At 62.5% G+C, this 17,821-nt stretch carries 15 protein-coding genes; 8 read left to right on the plus strand and 7 right to left on the minus strand.

Annotation, left to right across the window (positions count from 1 at the left end; translation table 11 throughout):
• Positions 1-5: 5 nt before the first annotated feature.
• The 6 genes from GST84_02105 to lptD all read right to left on the minus strand — a co-directional run bounded on the left by GST84_02105 (position 6) and on the right by lptD (position 7,280).
• Positions 6-872: a symmetrical bis(5'-nucleosyl)-tetraphosphatase gene (locus tag GST84_02105; GenBank protein XGB11219.1), complete on the minus strand. Its 867-nt coding sequence runs from the start codon at positions 870-872 to the stop codon at positions 6-8.
• Positions 872-1,252: a Co2+/Mg2+ efflux protein ApaG gene (gene apaG, locus GST84_02110; protein ID XGB11220.1), complete on the minus strand. Its 381-nt coding sequence runs from the start codon at positions 1,250-1,252 to the stop codon at positions 872-874. The genes GST84_02105 and apaG overlap by 1 nt, the downstream gene beginning before the upstream one ends.
• 140 nt (positions 1,253-1,392) lie before the next feature.
• The gene (gene rsmA / locus GST84_02115) at positions 1,393-2,196 is read right to left on the minus strand and encodes a 16S rRNA (adenine(1518)-N(6)/adenine(1519)-N(6))-dimethyltransferase RsmA (protein ID XGB11221.1); all 804 of its coding nucleotides are present in this window, start codon (positions 2,194-2,196) and stop codon (positions 1,393-1,395) included.
• Positions 2,193-3,182: a 4-hydroxythreonine-4-phosphate dehydrogenase PdxA gene (gene pdxA, locus GST84_02120; protein XGB11222.1), complete on the minus strand. Its 990-nt coding sequence runs from the start codon at positions 3,180-3,182 to the stop codon at positions 2,193-2,195. The genes rsmA and pdxA overlap by 4 nt, the downstream gene beginning before the upstream one ends.
• Positions 3,179-4,498 carry a peptidylprolyl isomerase SurA gene (surA, locus tag GST84_02125; protein XGB11223.1) on the minus strand — a complete coding sequence of 440 codons (1,320 nt, stop codon included), beginning with the start codon at positions 4,496-4,498 and terminating at the stop codon, positions 3,179-3,181. Before surA ends, pdxA begins: the two co-directional genes overlap by 4 nt.
• Entirely contained in the window at positions 4,479-7,280 is a 2,802-nt protein-coding gene (gene lptD / locus GST84_02130) for an LPS assembly protein LptD (GenBank protein XGB11224.1), read from the minus strand. The genes surA and lptD overlap by 20 nt, the downstream gene beginning before the upstream one ends.
• Positions 7,281-7,410: 130 nt before the next feature.
• On the opposite strand from lptD, the gene GST84_02135 reads away from it, so the two are divergent.
• From GST84_02135 to GST84_02145, 3 genes are read left to right on the plus strand one after another with little or no spacing between them, the layout of a single operon-like run.
• Positions 7,411-8,430: a phosphotransferase gene (locus GST84_02135; GenBank protein XGB11225.1), complete on the plus strand. Its 1,020-nt coding sequence runs from the start codon at positions 7,411-7,413 to the stop codon at positions 8,428-8,430.
• Entirely contained in the window at positions 8,427-9,098 is a 672-nt protein-coding gene (locus tag GST84_02140; GenBank protein XGB11226.1) for an NTP transferase domain-containing protein, read from the plus strand. Before GST84_02135 ends, GST84_02140 begins: the two co-directional genes overlap by 4 nt.
• 1 nt (position 9,099) lies before the next feature.
• On the plus strand, positions 9,100-9,867 hold the full coding sequence (locus tag GST84_02145; GenBank protein XGB11227.1) for a DnaJ domain-containing protein: 768 nt from the start codon (positions 9,100-9,102) through the stop codon (positions 9,865-9,867).
• A gap of 27 nt (positions 9,868-9,894) precedes the next feature.
• Here the strand turns inward: GST84_02145 and GST84_02150 are convergent, their stop codons facing one another.
• Positions 9,895-10,893 carry a DUF3530 family protein gene (locus GST84_02150; GenBank protein ID XGB11228.1) on the minus strand — a complete coding sequence of 333 codons (999 nt, stop codon included), beginning with the start codon at positions 10,891-10,893 and terminating at the stop codon, positions 9,895-9,897.
• A gap of 95 nt (positions 10,894-10,988) precedes the next feature.
• Between GST84_02150 and GST84_02155 the strand changes: the two genes are divergently transcribed.
• From GST84_02155 to GST84_02175, 5 genes are all read left to right on the plus strand, one after another.
• Complete coding sequence (locus GST84_02155; GenBank protein XGB11229.1) at positions 10,989-13,376, plus strand: PAS domain S-box protein; 2,388 nt, start codon at positions 10,989-10,991, stop codon at positions 13,374-13,376.
• Positions 13,377-13,386: 10 nt separating this feature from the next.
• A complete protein-coding gene (locus GST84_02160) occupies positions 13,387-14,016 on the plus strand; it encodes a response regulator (protein ID XGB11230.1) in 630 nt (209 codons plus the stop codon).
• A gap of 295 nt (positions 14,017-14,311) precedes the next feature.
• Positions 14,312-15,436: a polyamine ABC transporter ATP-binding protein gene (gene potA / locus GST84_02165; GenBank protein ID XGB11231.1), complete on the plus strand. Its 1,125-nt coding sequence runs from the start codon at positions 14,312-14,314 to the stop codon at positions 15,434-15,436.
• Positions 15,437-15,476: 40 nt separating this feature from the next.
• On the plus strand, positions 15,477-16,511 hold the full coding sequence (locus tag GST84_02170) for an extracellular solute-binding protein (GenBank protein XGB11232.1): 1,035 nt from the start codon (positions 15,477-15,479) through the stop codon (positions 16,509-16,511).
• A gap of 60 nt (positions 16,512-16,571) precedes the next feature.
• Positions 16,572-17,819: an ABC transporter permease subunit gene (locus GST84_02175; GenBank protein XGB11233.1), complete on the plus strand. Its 1,248-nt coding sequence runs from the start codon at positions 16,572-16,574 to the stop codon at positions 17,817-17,819.
• Positions 17,820-17,821: the final 2 nt, after the last annotated feature.

Here is a 17,821-nt window from a genome sequence, read left to right on the forward strand (position 1 = left end):
TTCCTTCAGGTGTGGTCGTTGAGTGTAGTGGGTTGTGCCGGTTGGCGCAGGGTGCCGTCGTCGGCGCAGTCGCAGCGGTGGTATTCACCGCTGTCAACGTTGTACAGGGTCATGGCGCCACCCCATACACAGCCAGTGTCCAGGGCGATGACGTCGGGCTGGGTGACCTCACCCTGCAGAGCGGCCCAATGGCCAAAGATGATCTTCACGTGGCGTGAGCGGCGGTCTTTGTGCGCGTACCAGGCTTTGTAGCCTTTGGGCGCGCTACCCAGGCCTTCCTTGCTCTTGAGGTCGAGTTTGCCATCGGCAGTGCAAAAGCGCATGCGGGTGAAGTAGTTGGTGATGACCCGTAGGCGTTCGACGCCGGCGAGGTTCTTGCGCCACTTGTTCGGCTCGTTACCATACATGCCTTCGAGGTACAGCTGCAGGCGGGTGTCGTCACGCAGCACTTCCTCGACCTCGGCGGCGAGTTCCAGGGCTTTGCCAAGGGTCCATTGTGGCGGTATGCCGGCGTGAACCAGGGCGATGCCGCGGGGCTCGTCGTAATGCAGCAGCTTTTGCTGGCGTAGCCAGTCGAGCAGCTGGTCGGCGTCCGGCGCTTCAATGATCTCGCGCAGTGTGTCGCTTTTCTTGAGCCGCTCGACGTTGTGCCAGGCGGCCAGCAGGTGCAGGTCATGGTTGCCCAGCACGCAGACCAGTGAATGACGGATCGAGTACAGGAAGCGCAGGGTTTCCAGTGACTCGGGGCCGCGGTTGACCAGGTCGCCGACCAGCCACAGGCGGTCGACGGCGGGGTTGAAACTGACGCGATCGAGCAGGCATTTGAGTGGCTGCAGGCAGCCCTGCAGGTCACCGACGGCGTAGGTAGCCATCAGTGCAGCGCCCCGGGCACTGCCAGGCGGAAGGGGGCAATCTCGGCGTCGAAGCGCTTACCGTCTTCGGCGAACATCTGGTAGCTGCCCTGCATGGTGCCAACGCGGGTGCTGATGACGGCACCACTGCTGTAAGTATGGCTCTGGCCAGGGTCGATGTTGGGTTGCTGGCCGACCACACCGGCACCGCGTACTTCCTCAACCTCGCCGTCACCGTTGGTGATCAGCCAGTGGCGCGACAGCAGCTTGGCCGTGAGCGAGCCATTGTTCTGCACGGTAATGGTGTAGGCGAAAGCGAAACGACTGTTTTCGGGGTCGGATTGTTCTTTCAGGTAGCGGGTCACGACGCTGACGTCGATTTGATAGCGGGGGTCGGACATGCAAGGGCCTTGGGCGAACTGACGCAATAATGCAGTCTAGGCCATTGGGAGGGGGGAGGGCCAGCGGTGATCGGGCTTGGGGTGTTGACTATGCCGGCCCCTTCGCGGGTTTAACCGCGATAAGGCCGGTACAGGCTAAATCAGGCTTGTTGCTGATCAGCCAGTTGGTCAGCCAGGCGCACGAAGGCTGCCAGGTCGAGCTGTTCAGGGCGCAGGCTGCCATCAACGCCGGCAGCCTCGATGGCGGCGCTGTCCAGCAGGCCTTTCATGGTGTTGCGCAGGGTCTTGCGGCGCTGGTTGAACGCTTCGCGAACGACGCGCTCCAGCAGCAGGTGGTCCTGGGCCGGGAACGGCAGCACTTCGTGCGGCACCAGGCGGACGATCGCCGAATCCACTTTCGGTGGCGGGTTGAAGGCACCAGGGCCGACATTGAACAGGTGCTCCACGCGGCAGTGGTACTGCACCATGATCGACAGGCGCCCCCAGTCACCACCGCCAGGGCCGGCGGCCATGCGCTCGACCACTTCCTTCTGCAGCATGAAGTGCATGTCGCGGATCAACCCAGCATGGCTGAGCAGGTGGAAGATCAGCGGGGTGGAGATGTTGTAGGGCAGGTTGCCAACCACCTTGAGGCTGCGCGGCGGCACGCCCAGTTGGTTGAAGTCGAACTTCAGGGCGTCGCCCTGATGCAGGCGGAAGTTGCTGCGATCAGCGAACTTGTGCTGGAGGATCGGCACCAGGTCTTTGTCCAGCTCCACCACGTCCAGCTGTGCGCCGCTGCCCAGCAGGCCTTCGGTCAGGGCGCCTTGGCCCGGGCCGATTTCCAGCAGGTGTTCACCGGCCTTGGCGTTGATGGCACGCAGGATGCGGTCGATGATACCGGCGTCGTGCAGGAAGTTCTGGCCGAAGCGCTTGCGCGCCCGGTGTTGGTATTGCTCGTTCATGGTCGGTTCTCGGCCATCTGGTAGGCGGTTTCCAGTGCGACGCGCAGGCTGCCGGTGTCGACTTTGCCAGTGCCGGCCAGGTCCAGGGCGGTGCCGTGGTCAACCGACGTGCGGATGATCGGCAGGCCCAGGGTCACGTTCACTGCAGCGCCGAAGCCTTTGTACTTGAGTACGGGAAGGCCCTGGTCGTGGTACATCGCCAGCACTGCATCGCAGTGCTCCAGATATTTGGGGGTAAACAGGGTATCGGCCGGCAGTGGCCCGCGCAGGTCCATGCCTTCGGTGCGCAGGCGGGCCAGGGTCGGCTCGATGATGTCGATTTCTTCGCGGCCCAGGTGGCCGCCCTCGCCCGCGTGCGGGTTGAGGCCGCACACGAGGATACGCGGGTTGGCAATGCCGAACTTGTCGCGCATGTCGGCATGCAGGATACGGGTTACACGTTCGACGCGCTCGGCAGTGATAGCGTCGGCAATATCACGCAGTGGCAGGTGCGTGGTCACCAGGGCCACGCGCAGGCCGCGGGTGGCCAGCATCATTACCACTTGTGCGGTGCGGGTCAGTTCGGCAAGGAATTCGGTATGCCCGGAAAAGGCGATACCGCTTTCGTTGATCACACCCTTGTGTACCGGGGCAGTGATCATCCCGGCGAAGTGCCCGTCCAGGCAGCCTTGCCCGGCGCGGGTCAGGGTTTCCAACACGAACGCCGCGTTGGCCTTGTCGAGCTGGCCTGGCACCACCGGGGCCGCCAGGGGGGTATCCCAGACGTACAGGCTTCCTGCGGGGGCAGGGTGGTCTGGCCATTGGCCCGGGGCTACCGGCAGCAGGCTGACGGCCAGCCCCAGCTGCGTGGCCCGCTCGGCGAGCAGGTCACGGCTGGTGATGGCGATCAGGGGATGGGGCTGGGCGTCTGCGGCGAGCAGCAGGCACAGGTCGGGGCCTATGCCGGCCGGCTCGCCGGGGGTGACGGCGAAGCGCAGGGGCTTCACTGGGCGGCCTGGTCAGCGCCAGGCAGCTTGATTTCAACGTAGGCTTCGTCGCGGATCTGGCGCAGCCAGGTTTGCAGCTCTTCGTCGTACTTGCGATTGCGCAGTACGCTCAGTGCCTGCTGTTCGCGAGCCTGCTCGGTGCTGTCGGTGGCGCGGCGGCCCAGCACTTCCAGAACGTGCCAGCCGTATTGGGTCTTGAACGGTTTGGTCACTACGCCTTGCTGGGCATTGGCCATCTGTTCACGGAACTCCGGTACCAGGGTGTTCGGGTCGACCCAGTTGAGGTCGCCACCGTTGAGTGCCGAACCCGGGTCTTCCGAGAAGTTCTTGGCCAGTTCGCCGAAGTCTTCGCCGCTCTTGATCCTCTCGTACAGGCGCTCGGCCAGCTGCTTGGTGGCCGCCTCGCTGCGGATCTCGCTTGGCTTGATCAGGATGTGGCGTACATGCACTTCGTCACGCAGCACGTTCTCGCTGCCACCGCGCTTCTCCTCGAGCTTGAGGATGATGAAGCCGTTGGGGATGCGAATAGGCTGGGTAATTTCGCCCACTGGCATGCTGCTGAGCATCTTGGCGAAGTCAGGTGGCAGCTGGCCGGCTTTACGCCAGCCCATCTCGCCGCCTTCCAGTGCGTTTTCGCTGGCGGAATTGGCAATCGCCATCTGGCCGAAGTCCGCGCCCTGGCGCAGTTGCTGGTACACGTCACCGACCTTGCGGGCCGCTTTCTGGATATCGTCCGAGTTGGCGGCTTCCGGGGTCGGGATGAGGATGTTGGCCAGGCGGTACTCTTCCGACATCTGCATCTTGCCCAGATCCGAGGCCAGGAAGTTCTTCACTTCCTGCTCGGACACCTGAATGCGTTCGGCAACGCGGCGTTGGCGCACGCGGCTGATGATCATCTCGCGCTTGACCTGCTCGCGAGCGTCGTCGAACGACAGGCCGTCATGGGCCAGCGCCGCGCGGAACTGGTCCAGCGACATACCATTGCGCTGGGCAATGGTACCAATGGCCTGGTTCAGCTCTTCGTCGGTGATGCGGATGCCGGAGCGCTCGCCGATCTGCAACTGCAGGTTCTCGACGATCAGGCGTTCCAGTACCTGCGGTTCCAGGGCGCTGGTCGGCGGTACGCCGCCGCCGCGCTTGGCGATTGTTCGCTGGACTTCATGGACACGCTGTTCCAGTTGGCTTTGCATGACCACGTCGTTGTCGACGATAGCCACCACGCGATCAAGAGGTTGCACCGCGGCATGCACCGCGCCACTCAGCAAAGCGGCGCCCAGCAACACTGGGCGCAGACGATCAATAAGCTTGGTCTTCACGTTCACGGTAACCTTGAATGCCTTGGTCGAGGAAAGACTCGACCTTGTTGCCAACTACGCCGCCGAGGCCTTTCAGGACGATCTGAAGGAAGACACCGTGGTCGCCTTTTTCGTTCTGTGGAAGGGCCTGGCTGAAATCGTCGTAGTCGATCCAGTAACGGTTGATCAGGCGCAGCTTCCAGCAGCAGTTGTCGTATTCGAAACCGCCCATGGCTTCCAGGGTGCGGTTGCGGTTGTAGTCATGCTGCCAGCGGGCGATAACGTTCCACTGTGGAACGATCGGCCAGATGACCGAGAAGTCATGCTGCTGGATCTTGTAGTAGTCCTTCACGTAGTTAGGGCTGCCCGGGGTGCCATAGTCACCGCCGCCCACTTTCCAGGTACCGGTCGCGGAGTCATAGGCGATGGTGTCGTTACGGTAGCGATAACCGAGGTTGACCACCTTGTTCGGGTTGTCTTCAGGCTGGTAGTGGAACATCGCGGCGCCCGAGCGTGGGCTGCGGGTGTCCGGGTCCCAGTTGTAGTTCGAATTGAAGCGCCAGTCGCGGTTGAAGTAGTAGTTGTACATCAGCGCGTACGGCGACACGTCGGACTGCGAGTCGGTGCGGGTGCGGTAGTCGATACCCGGCAACTGGACTTTGCGATCCTTGAAGTAATAGGCCTGGCCGATGCTGAAGTTCTGCCGCTCGAAGCCATTCTCTTCGATCCAGCGGGTTGTCACGCCCAGCGACAGTTTGTTCTCGTCGCCGATACGGTCGGTACCGCTGAAGCGGTTGTCACGGAAAAGCGAATCGTAGCTGAACAGCGTTTCGCCCGAGTCGAAGAGCGGGATGTCCCTCTGGTCTTTGTACGGGACGTAGAGGTAGAACAGGCGCGGTTCGAGAGTCTGTTTGTAGTCGGTACCGAACATCGATGTCTTGCGGTCGAAGTAGAGGCCGCTGTCCACGCTGAAAATAGGTACGTCCCGGTTCAGCGAACTGTTGTAGCTGCCGTACGCAGGATTGGCCGACTGGGTGACGGCCTGGGCCTTGCCCTGGCTGTCCAGGTCCAGGTCATAGTGCGTGTACGCGTATTTCAGCTTCGGAGTCAGGAAACCGTAGCTGGCTTCCATCGGCAGGCTGATCGACGGTGCAACGTTGAAGCGGTTGCCGTTGGCGCGGGCAATACCGCTGACGTTCTCGTCCAGACGGCGGCCTGCTGCACCGGCAGAGAAGTCCGGGTTACCGTCCTCGTCCAGAACGAAGTCGTTTTTCAGGTCGCGATCAAAGCGAACGGCTTCGGTTTCATATCCGAAGTTCAAGCCACCCGGCTCGAACGGCAGCTTACCGTTCAGGGTAATCTGCGGCAGGCGGTCGTACGGCGTGATCTTCGAAATGGTCGCCATTTCGTAGGCATGCACGTTCAACCTTGCGGTGTAGCCGTTGCCACGGTAGGTCAGCGCACCCTGCTGGTCCAGCAGGTCTTTGCTCTCAACACCGATCTGGTCGGACTCCAGGTCCTGGAAGTAGAACGGGTCGCTGATGTCGGTGTAGTCCACCTCGGCCATCAGGCGCTCGTCCAGCCCGCCCTTGTGCTGCCAGTTGACCATCCAGCGCTGATCTTTGTAATCAGTCTGGTCTTTGCGGTCGTCGTTCTTGTCGTTCAGGTAGGCGCCGCCGAACTGGCCTTCGCTGGAAGGCGTCAGATAGCGGAACTCGCCTTCCATCAGCAGGCCGCGCTTGGCCATGTAACGCGGGTACAACGTGGCGTCGTAGTTTGGCGCCAGGTTGAAGTAATACGGCGTGACCAGCATGAAGCCGGTGTCGCTGCTGGTGCTGAACGATGGCGGCAGGAAACCGGACTGGCGACGGTCGTCGATCGGGAAGTAGATGTACGGTGTGTAGAACACCGGGAAATCCTTGACCCGCAGCGTGACGTTGGTCGCGGTACCGAAACCGGTTGCCGGGTTCAGGGTGATGTTGTTGCCCTTCAACTGCCAGGCGTTGCTGCCCGGTTCGCAGGTGGTGTACGTACCGTCCTTGAGGCGGATGATGGCGTTTTCGCTGCGCTTGGCGTACAGGGCATTGCCGCGAATGTGCGACTTGTGCATCACGTATTCGGCGTTGTCGACCTGGGCTTCGCCAGTATCGAGCTGGATCTGTGCCTCGTCACCGACCACCAGCGAACCGTTGTCACGGATCTTGACGTTGCCCTTGAGCTCGCCACGGTTTTCGGCCTGGTAGAGGTTGGCCTCGTCGGCTTCGGCCTGCATGCTGCCCTGGCGCATCACCACGTCACCGGCGAGGGTGGCGATCTGTTGCTCCTGCTGGTACTTGGATACCTTGGCATTGATGTAGGTCGGCGACTCATCCTTCGGCGTGGTGTCGGCCATGCCCGGGCGGGTTGGCTCGATATACGCGCCACCGCAGTAGGGGCCGGTTTCAGCCAGCTGCGCGGCGGTGAGCTTTTCACGCGGAACCCAGTCCAGGTGGCTGTAGTCTTCACTGCGCGACTTCAGGCCACGGCCCTTGGCCTCGGTAACCAGCATGGGCCGGTCCGCAGTTTCGGCTTCGCCCGCAGCTTCGGTACCGGAACTGACGGCTGCACCTTCGTGCACCGGGCGCGGTGGCAGGTTGTTGACTGGGGTTTTGGGCTTGCAGTCCCAACCACCGGCGGCGGACACTTGGCAGTCGAATTGTTCGGCTGCCACTACGTATGAGGTGGCCAGAGGTTGCAGGGCCAGCAGACCGCCGGTTACCAGCAACGGAAACTTTCTACGAAACGCGGGGGATTTCAATGCCATCTTATTAGTCCGGGCTTCCTGCGTGCCATCTGCCCGCGTGTGGGGCCGCACGCCTCTCGATGGTCTGAAAAAGATGCTGGATAATAAAGCATGACCCGCTTGACGGCTAGGGCCGTCGGAGACCCTTGCAATGCCTGAACACGATGTACGCCTGCAACAACTGTCGGTCTGGCTCGATGAGCAGCTCAATGATCTTTTCCGCGACAACGCCTGGGGCGAAGTGCCTGCAGGCAGCTTGACTGCTGCCAGCAGCGACGCCAGCTTCCGCCGCTATTTCCGCTGGCAGGGCGCTGGCCACAGCTTCGTGATCATGGATGCGCCCCCCCCGCAGGAGAATTGCCGACCGTTCGTCGCCATCGACCACCTGCTGGCCGGCGCTGACGTGCATGTGCCGCTGATCCACGCCCAGGACCTGGAACGCGGCTTTTTGCTGCTCGGGGATCTGGGCACTCAGACATACCTTGACATCATCAATGCCGACAACGCCGATGGCCTGTTCGCCGACGCCATCGATGCCCTTCTGAAGTTCCAGCGTTTGCCGATGGACGCGCCGCTGCCCAGCTACGACGACGCCCTGCTGCGCCGTGAAGTGGAATTGTTCCCCGAATGGTACGTGGGGCGTGAGCTGGGCCTGACCTTCACCGATACACAGAAGGCCACCTGGCAGCGCGTCAGCCAGTTGCTGATCGACAGCGCCCTGGCGCAACCCAAGGTGCTGGTACACCGTGACTACATGCCGCGCAACCTGATGCAGAGCAGCCCCAACCCTGGTGTGCTGGACTTTCAGGATGCGGTATATGGCCCGGTCACCTACGACATTACCTGCCTGTTCAAGGACGCCTTTGTCAGCTGGCCGCAGGCGCGGGTCGAAGGCTGGCTGAGCGACTACTGGCAGCAGGCGCAGGCGGCCGGCATCCCGGTGCACGCCGAGTTCGAAGCCTTCCACCGCGCCAGTGACCTGATGGGCGTGCAGCGCCACCTGAAGGTGATCGGCATCTTCGCCCGTATCTGCCACCGCGACGGCAAGCCGCGTTACCTGGGCGACGTACCGCGTTTCTTCGCCTATATAGATGAAGTGATCGGTCGCCGGCCCGAATTGGCGGAGCTGGGTGAGCTGATTGCCGAGTTGCAGGCCGGAGCGCGTGCATGAAGGCCATGATCCTGGCTGCGGGGAAGGGCGAGCGCATGCGCCCGCTGACCCTGCACACCCCAAAACCGTTGGTCCCGGTCGCCGGCCAGCCGCTGATCGAGTACCACCTGCGCGCCCTGGCGGCAGCGGGGGTGACCGAAGTGGTGATCAACCATGCCTGGCTTGGCCAGCAGATCGAAGAACACTTGGGTGACGGTAGCCGCTTCGGCCTGAGCATCCGCTATTCACCTGAGGGTGAACCGCTGGAAACCGGCGGCGGCATCTTCAAGGCCCTGCCTTTGTTGGGTGATGCGCCGTTCCTGCTGGTGAATGGCGATGTCTGGACCGACTACGACTTCGCGCGTCTGCAGGCTCCCCTGCAAGGTCTGGCTCACCTGGTGCTGGTCGACAACCCTGGCCATCACGGCCGCGGTGATTTCCGCCTGATGGGCGAGCAGGTCGTTGACGGCGATGACGCGCCAGGCACGCTGACCTTCAGCGGCATTTCGGTGCTGCACCCGGCGCTGTTCGAAGGTTGTCAGGCCGGCGCCTTCAAGCTGGCACCGTTGCTGCGTCAGGCGATGGCGGCTGGCAAGGTTTCTGGCGAACACTATCGTGGCCACTGGGTGGATGTTGGCACGCTTGAACGCCTGGCCGAGGCTGAGTCTCTGATCGGCGAGCGCGCCTGACATGTGGTGGCCAAGCACAGTGATTGGGGTGGGTGCCGGCTTTGCTGTTGCGAGCATACCGGGTGCCTTGCTCGGTGCGTTGCTTGGGCAGGCCATCGATCGCCGGCTGCGCTTGCAAGGCTGGGAAGACATGCGCGAACGCCTGGGTGGGCGCCCTGCATTACGCGACGATGAATTGTTGTTCGTAATGCTCGGGCGCCTGGCCAAGTGCGATGGTCGGGTAGCCGAGCAGCACATTCAGCAGGCGCGCCAGGAGATGGTGCGCCTGGACCTGGCCGAGGCTGCCCGGCTGCGCGCCATCAGTGCGTTCAACCGTGGCAAGGCGGGCAAGGACCGCCTTGGCGGGCACCTGCGGCGCATTCGCCAGCAGCCCCACGCGGCGGAAGGTACCTTGCGGGCCTGTTGGCGCATGGTCTGGGCTGACGGCAAGATGGGCAACAAGGAGCGTGAGCTGCTGCTGGACTGGGGGCAGAAACTCGGCATGAGCCGACGCCAGGTGCAGGCCATGTCGCTGGAGTACGAGCCGCGCAAGGCCACGGGGGCAGAGGGCTTGCCCATGACCTATGCGGCAGCGTTGCGCTTGCTGGCGGTGGAGGCGGATACCGACACTGACAAGGTCAAGCAGGCGTATCGTCGGCTTGTCAGCCGGCATCACCCGGACAAGCTGGCGGGTACCGGTGCCAGCGAGGCGCAGGTGCGTGAAGCGACCGCGCGTACCCGTGAGTTGCACCAGGCCTATGCCATGATCCGCAAGCGGCGCGGCCTTTGATGGCCCACCACAAGGATCAAGCCGAACTCAACCCTGAGGGCTTATCCACCCCCGCACCCGGCGGAACAATTGCTCTTGTTCCGCCGCTTTGTTTCCCGGTATGGCGATCAACGACAACTGGCGATACTGGCTATCCTTCTGCCGCTTGCTGGCCTGCAGGCGTTGCTGGGCTGCGTTGCGGTCAGCGCTGCGGGTCGCGTAGTAGATATCAGCTGTCGGTACCTTCAAGGTTGGGGCCAGGCTTTCCAGGTCATGCTCCACCCGTGCAGGTGTCTGAGCAGCAACCATCACCAGTTTTTGTACCTGCGGTGGCTGCTTCTCGCTCAGGTAGCGCGCCGCCCAATATGCACCGCTACCATGGCCGATCAGTACGATGCTGCGGGCGTTGTGTTGCTGGGCGAACGCCACGGCGGCATCCAGGCGGGCGAAGATGCGTTCGGCATCTGCCGGGTCGGACTGCTCGCTGGCTTGTTCGGCGTCGGTGCTTTCTGCCGTGTCGGCATCGGCTGCCGTGGCTTGGGCCACGTTGGCGTTGGCGTCGGCCGGCACGTCCTTGGCCGGTGCGCTTTCGCCTTTGTCTTGCGCAGGCGCTGCAGGTGGTGCGGTTTCGACCCGCGCTTGCGGGCTGTCGGCGAGCAGGTCGGGCAGGCTGACGCTCAGGCTGTGCCAGCCGATATCAGGGAATTTTTGCCGCAGTGGGCCGACTGCATTTGGCCAGTCGGCCGTTTCGCCAGCACCGGGGACAATGATCACTGCCCCTTGCGGATCGTTGTCGTTGGCCGGCTTCCACAGGGCCAGGAAGCTGTCGGCACCGGCCTGAAGGGTCTGCTGCTCAGCTTTGGGCAGCAGCCGCTCCAGCGCCAGGGCATCCTCTTGGCTGCGTTCCAGCAAAGGTGGGCGTGGGGCTTCGGCAGCCGGTGCCACGGTACTTGCAGGTGGTGTTTCGGCATCAGCGGCCAGGGCGCCGAGTGGAAGGACCGAGGCCAGGCAGCACAGTGCCAGCGTCGTGCGATAAAGTGTGGACATGAGTCAACCCAAGGCCAGAATGAAACCGGCAGCCTAATAGTATTTGCCCGTGACGGCCATGCTGCATGGTCGTCTTTGCCAAGTCGAGCGTATAGATGAAGCGAGTGCGTCGCCTGTTGGTTATCGGCTGCTTGTGGCTGCCCTTGATTGTCTGGGCCAAGCCCGAGGCGCTGCCCTCTGTGGTGCTGGAGCCTGATCAGCAGCAGTGGCTGGACACCCACCGCAGTTTGCGTGTCGGCCTGGTGTTGCAGGCGCCCTACGCCCAGTTCGACCGGCGTCTGCAGCAACTTTACGGGGCCAATGTGGAACTGGTGAACAGCCTGGCGCAGGCGCTGCGGCTGGACCTCACCTGGCGTAACTTCAGCGACCAGGCCAGTTTGGAACATGCCCTGCAGCGCGGCGAAATCGACTTCGCCCCTGGCCTTACCCAGACGCCGGCCAGCCTGCGGCTGTGGCTATTCAGCGACCCGTACATGCGCGTGCCACAACTGGTGGTGGGGCCGCGCACCGGGGCCATGGCCGTGGAGCTGGAAAAGCTTGAAGCCGAGCAACGCGTGGCGGTGCGCATGCCCAGCCCCCTGGCGGATTACCTGCGCGGCAACTACGGCAACCTCAACCTGCAGGGGGTGCCAGACGATCGTGAGGCTTTGCAACTGGTGGTCGGTGGCCAGGCCAGTTTCGCCGTGCTGGATGAAGCGCAGCTCAGCCGCCTGTCGCGCGAGAGCGAGTTCGGTGAGCTGGCGGTGGTCGGCGATGTCGGCTTGCCGCAGCTGTTGCGTATCGGTTCGCGGCGCGACTGGCCGCTGCTGGCCGATGTACTTGAACGTGGCCTGCAGGCACTGCCGGCCAAGGAGCTGGAACAACTGCATCAGCGTTGGTTGCAGCCGAAATACCCGCGCCTGAGCGAGTCGCCTGGCTTCTGGCAGAACATCGCCTTGCTGTTCGGTATGTTGCTGCTGTGTGCCATGGCCACACTGGTGTGGCAACGCCGGCAGCAGCGCCAGCTGGAGCGCAGCCTGTTGGCCGCGCGGGAAAGCCTTGTGGAGCGCCAGGTGCGCGAAGAGGCGTTGCGCCTGAGCCAGTTCGCCATCGATCAGAGCACCGTGGGTATCCTCTGGGTCAATTGGGACAGCCATGTGCGTTACGCCAACCATGCTGCCGAGCGCATGTTGGGCTACACCGAGGGTGAACTGCTGGAGCGGCCGCTGAGCGACTTCGAGCCAAGCCTGAACATGGACCGCTGGCTAGAGCTGTGGAAGGGCGCGCGTACAGGGACGGGTGGTGTCGGTCAGTTTGAGACGCAGTGCCGGCGGGCTGATCAAAGCTTGCTACCCGTGGAGCTGTCGCTGAGCTTTCTGCGTTTTCGTGACTCCGAATATCTGGTGGTCTACCTCGCCGATGTTACCGAACGCCACCGCGCCTTGGCGGCCCTGCGCGAAAGCGAGGCGCGGCTCAAGGGCATTGCTGGCAACGTACCCGGGTTGGTGTTTCGCCTGGAGCGTGACCCGGCCGAGGGTGATCTGGAGTTCCCCTATATCAGCGAGGGTAGCGAGGCGTTGGTGGGTTATGCGCCCAGCGAGATCCAGCATCCGCAGATGGGGCTGCGCAACCTGGTACACCCCGAGGACCGTGCTGATTATCACAGGGTACAGGACCTGGCCTTGGTCAGCGACCAGGACTGGTCCTGGCAGGGGCGCATCCTCACCCGGCAGGGCGAACAGCGCTGGGCCGATATCAAGGCCAGCGCCCGTCGCCTGGGCAACGGCCAGGTGGTGTGGGACGGTGTAGTCTGGGACATCACACAGGGCAAGCGGGCCGAGCTGGCGCTGGCGAAGTCCCAGGAGCAGCTGCGCGAACTCTCGGCCCACCTGGAGAGCGTGCGTGAAGAAGAAAAAGCCCGTATCGCCCGGGAAGTGCATGATGAACTGGGGCAGATGCTGACCGTGCTCAAGCTGGAAGTGTCGATGTGCGAGCTGGCCTATGCCGAACTGGACCCAGGCCTGAATGAACGCCTGGCGAGCATGAAACGCCTGATCGCCCAGTTGTTCCAGCTGGTGCGCGATGTCGCCACTGCCTTGCGTCCGCCGATCCTCGACGCCGGTATTGCCTCGGCCATCGAATGGCAGGCGCGGCGTTTCGAGGCGCGCACGCAAATCCCCTGTCTGGTGCAAGTACCCGATAATCTGCCAGCATTGAGTGATGCCAAAGCCACCGGGCTGTTTCGTATCCTCCAGGAGGCGCTGACCAATGTGATGCGTCACGCCCAGGCACACAGCGTGGAGATTGAACTGGTACGTGAGGGCGGTCAGTTGCGCATGACGGTCAGCGATGATGGCCAAGGCTTTTGCCGCGAGCAGACCCGGCCCACCTCGTTTGGCCTGGTGGGTGTGCGCGAGCGGGTGCTGATGATGGGGGGGAGCATGGCGCTGGACAGTGAGCCGGGTGAAGGCACCAGCCTGAGCGTGGCCATTCCGTTGGAGTAGGAGAGCAATCGTGATTCGAGTACTGGTGGCCGAAGACCACACCATTGTCCGTGAAGGCATCAAACAGTTGATTGGCCTGGCCAAGGACATGCAAGTGGCGGGGGAGGCCGGTAACGGCGAGCAGTTGCTCGAAACCCTGCGCCACACACCGTGCGAGGTGGTACTGCTGGATATCTCCATGCCGGGTGTGAGCGGTCTGGAAGCGATCCCGCGTATCCGTGCGTTGCACGATGCGCCGGCGATCCTGATGCTGTCGATGCACGATGAGGCGCAGATGGCGGCGCGGGCGCTGAAGGCCGGTGCTGCGGGCTATGCCACCAAAGACAGTGATCCGGCGCTGCTACTGACGGCGATTCGTCGGGTGGCGGGTGGTGGACGTTATATCGACCCGTCGCTGGCCGACCGCATGGTGTTCGAAGTGGGCCTGACCGAATCCCGGCCGTTGCACACATTGCTCTCGGAGCGGGAGTTTTCGGTGTTCGAGCGCCTGGCCCAGGGCGCCAACGTCAACGACATTGCCCAGCAGTTGGCGCTGTCGAGCAAGACCATCAGCACCCACAAGGCGCGCCTGATGCAGAAGTTGAAAGTGAACTCGCTGGCGGAGCTGGTGAAATACGCCATGGAGCACAAGCTGGTCTGATTGCGACATACGCAATCGTTGAACCTGTCGAGGCCCTTGTGGGAGCGGGCGTGCCCGCGAAAGGGCCTTGCCGGTTGATTTCTATGGTTGCACCGGCCTCTTCGCGGGCATGCCCGCTCCCACAGGTTCGGTGGACTGCTTTGGAGCGCATTCCAATCCCGCCATCTTTGTAGGGCGATCCCTACAACAAGTCTTCCATCCGGATGATGGCATTCTCTCACTACCCCCGATTTTCGGGCGCTTGCGTCTCTTCTACTCTTTTGCCTACGCAGTCATCCAACAAGAAGGTGCAGGCATGAGCGAGGCGAAGTCGAACGCTGCAACCGGCGAAACGCTGGTCAGCTTCCGTGGTGTGCAGAAGAGCTACGACGGCGAGTCGCTGATCGTCAAAGACCTCAACCTGGATATCCGCAAGGGCGAGTTCCTCACCCTGCTTGGCCCGTCCGGCTCCGGCAAAACCACCAGCCTGATGATGCTGGCGGGCTTCGAGACCCCCACCGCCGGCGAAATCCAGCTTGGCGGCCGCTCGATCAACAATGTGCCGCCGCACAAGCGTGATATCGGCATGGTGTTCCAGAACTACGCGCTGTTTCCGCACATGACCGTGGCCGAGAACCTGGCCTTTCCGCTGACCGTGCGCAACCTGAGCAAGACCGATATCAGCGAGCGGGTCAAACGTGTGCTGAACATGGTCCAGCTCGACGCTTTCGCCAAACGCTACCCCGGCCAGCTGTCTGGCGGCCAGCAGCAGCGTGTGGCGCTGGCCCGGGCATTGGTGTTCGAGCCTCAGCTGGTGCTGATGGATGAGCCACTCGGCGCACTGGATAAGCAACTGCGCGAACACATGCAGATGGAAATCAAGCACATTCACCAGCGCCTCGGTGTGACCGTGGTGTACGTAACCCATGACCAGGGCGAAGCGCTGACCATGTCAGATCGCGTGGCGGTGTTCCACCAGGGCGAAATCCAGCAGATCGCCGACCCGCGCACGCTCTACGAAGAGCCTTGCAACACCTTCGTCGCCAACTTCATCGGCGAGAATAACCGCATTAACGGCACCCTGCTGGCCAGCGATGGCAACCGTTGCCAGGTGCAGTTGCCTCGCGGCGAGCGGGTTGAGGCGCTGGCGGTGAATGTCGGCCAGGCCGGCGAGCCGGTGACCCTATCGATTCGCCCGGAGCGCGTGCGCCTGAATGGCCACAGTGAAAGCTGCGTCAACCGGTTCTCTGGCCGTGTGGCCGAATTCATTTATCTGGGCGACCACGTGCGCGTGCGTCTGGAAGTCTGCGGCAAGGGCGACTTCTTCGTGAAGCAGCCTATTGCCGAGCTCGACCCGGCATTGGCCGTGGGCGATGTAGTACCGCTGGGCTGGGAGGTGGAGCACGCCCGCGCGCTCGATCCGATTGCCGAAGCCCATTGATGGATTGCTTCACCAACCCTGTACTGTGGAGAGAATAATAATGCGTAAGCAGTTGAAACTGACCGCCCTGGCGTTGGGGCTGTTCACCGCTGGCCAGGCCATGGCCGCAGACCTCACCGTGATCTCGTTCGGGGGCGCCAACAAGGCTGCCCAGGCCAAAGCGTTCTACGAGCCATGGGAAAAAGCGGGTAATGGCAAGATTGTCGCGGGTGAGTACAACGGCGAAATGGCCAAGGTCAAGGCGATGGTCGACACCAAGAGTGTGTCGTGGAACCTGGTAGAGGTTGAGTCGCCAGAGCTGGCGCGCGGTTGCGACGAGGGCATGTTCGAAGAGCTAGACCCGGCCCTGTTCGGTAACGAGTCCGATTATGTGAAGGGCGCCATCCAGCCGTGCGGCGTAGGTTTCTTCGTTTGGTCCACGGTCATGGCCTACAACGCTGACAAACTGAAGACCGCACCCACCAGCTGGGCGGATTTCTGGGACACCAAGAAATTCCCTGGCAAGCGCGGCCTGCGCAAGGGCGCCAAGTACACCCTGGAGTTCGCCCTGATGGCCGACGGTGTGGCACCGAAGGACGTGTATCAGGTACTGGGCACCAAAGAGGGTGTGGACCGCGCCTTCAAGAAACTCGATGAACTCAAGCCCAGTATCCAGTGGTGGGAAGCGGGTGCACAGCCGCCACAGTTCCTGGCCTCTGGCGACGTGGTCATGAGTTCTGCCTACAACGGGCGTATTGCCGCTGTGCAGAAAGAGAGCAACCTCAAGGTGGTGTGGAACGGCGGCATCTACGACTTCGATGCATGGGCGATCCCTAAGGGTGCCAAGAACGTCGAAGAGGCGAAGAAGTTCATCGCCTACAGCGTCAAGCCCGAGCAGCAGAAGATCTACTCCGAGAACATCGCCTATGGCCCGGCCAACTCCAAGGCCGTGAGCCTGCTGTCGGACGAAGTGAAGAAAGACATGCCGACCACGCCTGAGAACATTGCCAACCAGGTGCAGATCGACGTGGCGTTCTGGGCCGACAACAGCGAGCAGCTGGAGCAACGCTTCAACGCCTGGGCGGCGAAGAAGTAAACGTCCAGTGTGTGGGGCCGCAGAGCGGCCCCCATTTCAGCCTGTATTGCGGAGTTCGCCATGGCCATTGCAGTGCCCCTCAAAGAAGGCGCAGATCCAAGTCTCAAGCAGCGCCTCAAACACGCCGAGCGGGTAAACCGCTGGAAGGCGCAGGCGTTGATCGCGCCGCTGGCGCTGTTTCTTCTGCTGGTGTTCCTGGTGCCGATTGCGGCGCTGCTGTACAAGAGCGTCGGTAACCCGGAAGTGGTCGGCGGCCTGCCGCGTACGGTGGAAGTCATCAGCCAGTGGGATGGCAAGAGCCTGCCTGGCGAGGACGTTTACAAGGCGCTCAGCCAGGACCTGGCCGAGTCGCGCAAGAACCATACCCTTGGTGACCTTTCCAAACGCTTGAACATGGAGCTGGCCGGCTACCGCAGCTTGTTGACCAAGACTGCCCGGGCATTGCCATTCAAGGCTGAGCCTGCCTCTTATAAAGACGCTTTGCAGGCTGTCGACGAGCGTTGGGGTGACCCGGCTTATTGGCAGGCGATACGCCGCAATACCAGTTCGGTGACTTCTTTCTACCTGCTGGCCTCGGTTGACCACCGCATCGATGACCTTGGTGAACTGGCCAAGGCCACCCCGGACCAGGCCATTTACCTGGACATTTTTGTCCGTACCCTGTGGATGGGGGTGGTGATTACCACTATCTGCCTGGTACTGGCCTACCCTCTGGCCTACCTGTTGGCCAACCTGCCTACCCGGCAGAGCAACCTGCTGATGATTCTGGTGCTGTTGCCTTTCTGGACATCGATCCTGGTGCGGGTGGCGGCCTGGATCGTGCTGCTGCAGTCGGGCGGCCTGATCAACGGCGCGCTGATGGCCATGGGCATCATCGACCAGCCGCTTGAGCTGGTGTTCAACCGCACAGGCGTCTACATCTCGATGGTGCACATTCTGCTGCCGTTCATGATCCTGCCGCTGTACAGCGTGATGAAGGGGATTTCCCCGAGCTACATGCGTGCGGCAATCTCGCTGGGCTGCCACCCGTTCGCCAGTTTCTGGCGGGTGTACTTCCCGCAGACCTACGCCGGTGTTGGCGCCGGTTGCCTGCTGGTGTTCATCCTGGCCATCGGTTACTACATCACCCCGGCGCTGCTGGGTAGCCCCAACGACCAGATGGTCAGCTACTTCGTCGCCTTCTACACCAACACCAGCATCAACTGGGGCATGGCCACCGCACTGGGCGGGCTGTTGCTGCTGGCGACCGTGCTGTTGTACCTGATCTATAGCTGGCTGGTCGGCGCCAGCCGCCTGCGCCTGAGCTGAGG

Source organism: Pseudomonas putida (genome assembly GCA_041879295.1).
GTDB classification, from domain to species: domain Bacteria; phylum Pseudomonadota; class Gammaproteobacteria; order Pseudomonadales; family Pseudomonadaceae; genus Aquipseudomonas; species Aquipseudomonas putida_Y.

Bases quoted from the DNA above. Each gene is read 5' to 3' on its own strand.
- GST84_02105 (XGB11219.1), bottom strand. From the start codon at position 872: ATGGCTACCTACGCCGTCGGTGACCTGCAGGGCTGCCTGCAGCCACTC.
- apaG (XGB11220.1), bottom strand. From the start codon at position 1,252: ATGTCCGACCCCCGCTATCAAATCGACGTCAGCGTCGTGACCCGCTAC.
- rsmA (XGB11221.1), bottom strand. From the start codon at position 2,196: ATGAACGAGCAATACCAACACCGGGCGCGCAAGCGCTTCGGCCAGAAC.
- lptD (XGB11224.1), bottom strand. From the start codon at position 7,280: ATGGCATTGAAATCCCCCGCGTTTCGTAGAAAGTTTCCGTTGCTGGTA.
- GST84_02135 (XGB11225.1), top strand. From the start codon at position 7,411: ATGCCTGAACACGATGTACGCCTGCAACAACTGTCGGTCTGGCTCGAT.
- GST84_02140 (XGB11226.1), top strand. From the start codon at position 8,427: ATGAAGGCCATGATCCTGGCTGCGGGGAAGGGCGAGCGCATGCGCCCG.
- GST84_02145 (XGB11227.1), top strand. From the start codon at position 9,100: ATGTGGTGGCCAAGCACAGTGATTGGGGTGGGTGCCGGCTTTGCTGTT.
- GST84_02150 (XGB11228.1), bottom strand. From the start codon at position 10,893: ATGTCCACACTTTATCGCACGACGCTGGCACTGTGCTGCCTGGCCTCG.
- GST84_02155 (XGB11229.1), top strand. From the start codon at position 10,989: ATGAAGCGAGTGCGTCGCCTGTTGGTTATCGGCTGCTTGTGGCTGCCC.
- potA (XGB11231.1), top strand. From the start codon at position 14,312: ATGAGCGAGGCGAAGTCGAACGCTGCAACCGGCGAAACGCTGGTCAGC.
- GST84_02170 (XGB11232.1), top strand. From the start codon at position 15,477: ATGCGTAAGCAGTTGAAACTGACCGCCCTGGCGTTGGGGCTGTTCACC.
- GST84_02175 (XGB11233.1), top strand. From the start codon at position 16,572: ATGGCCATTGCAGTGCCCCTCAAAGAAGGCGCAGATCCAAGTCTCAAG.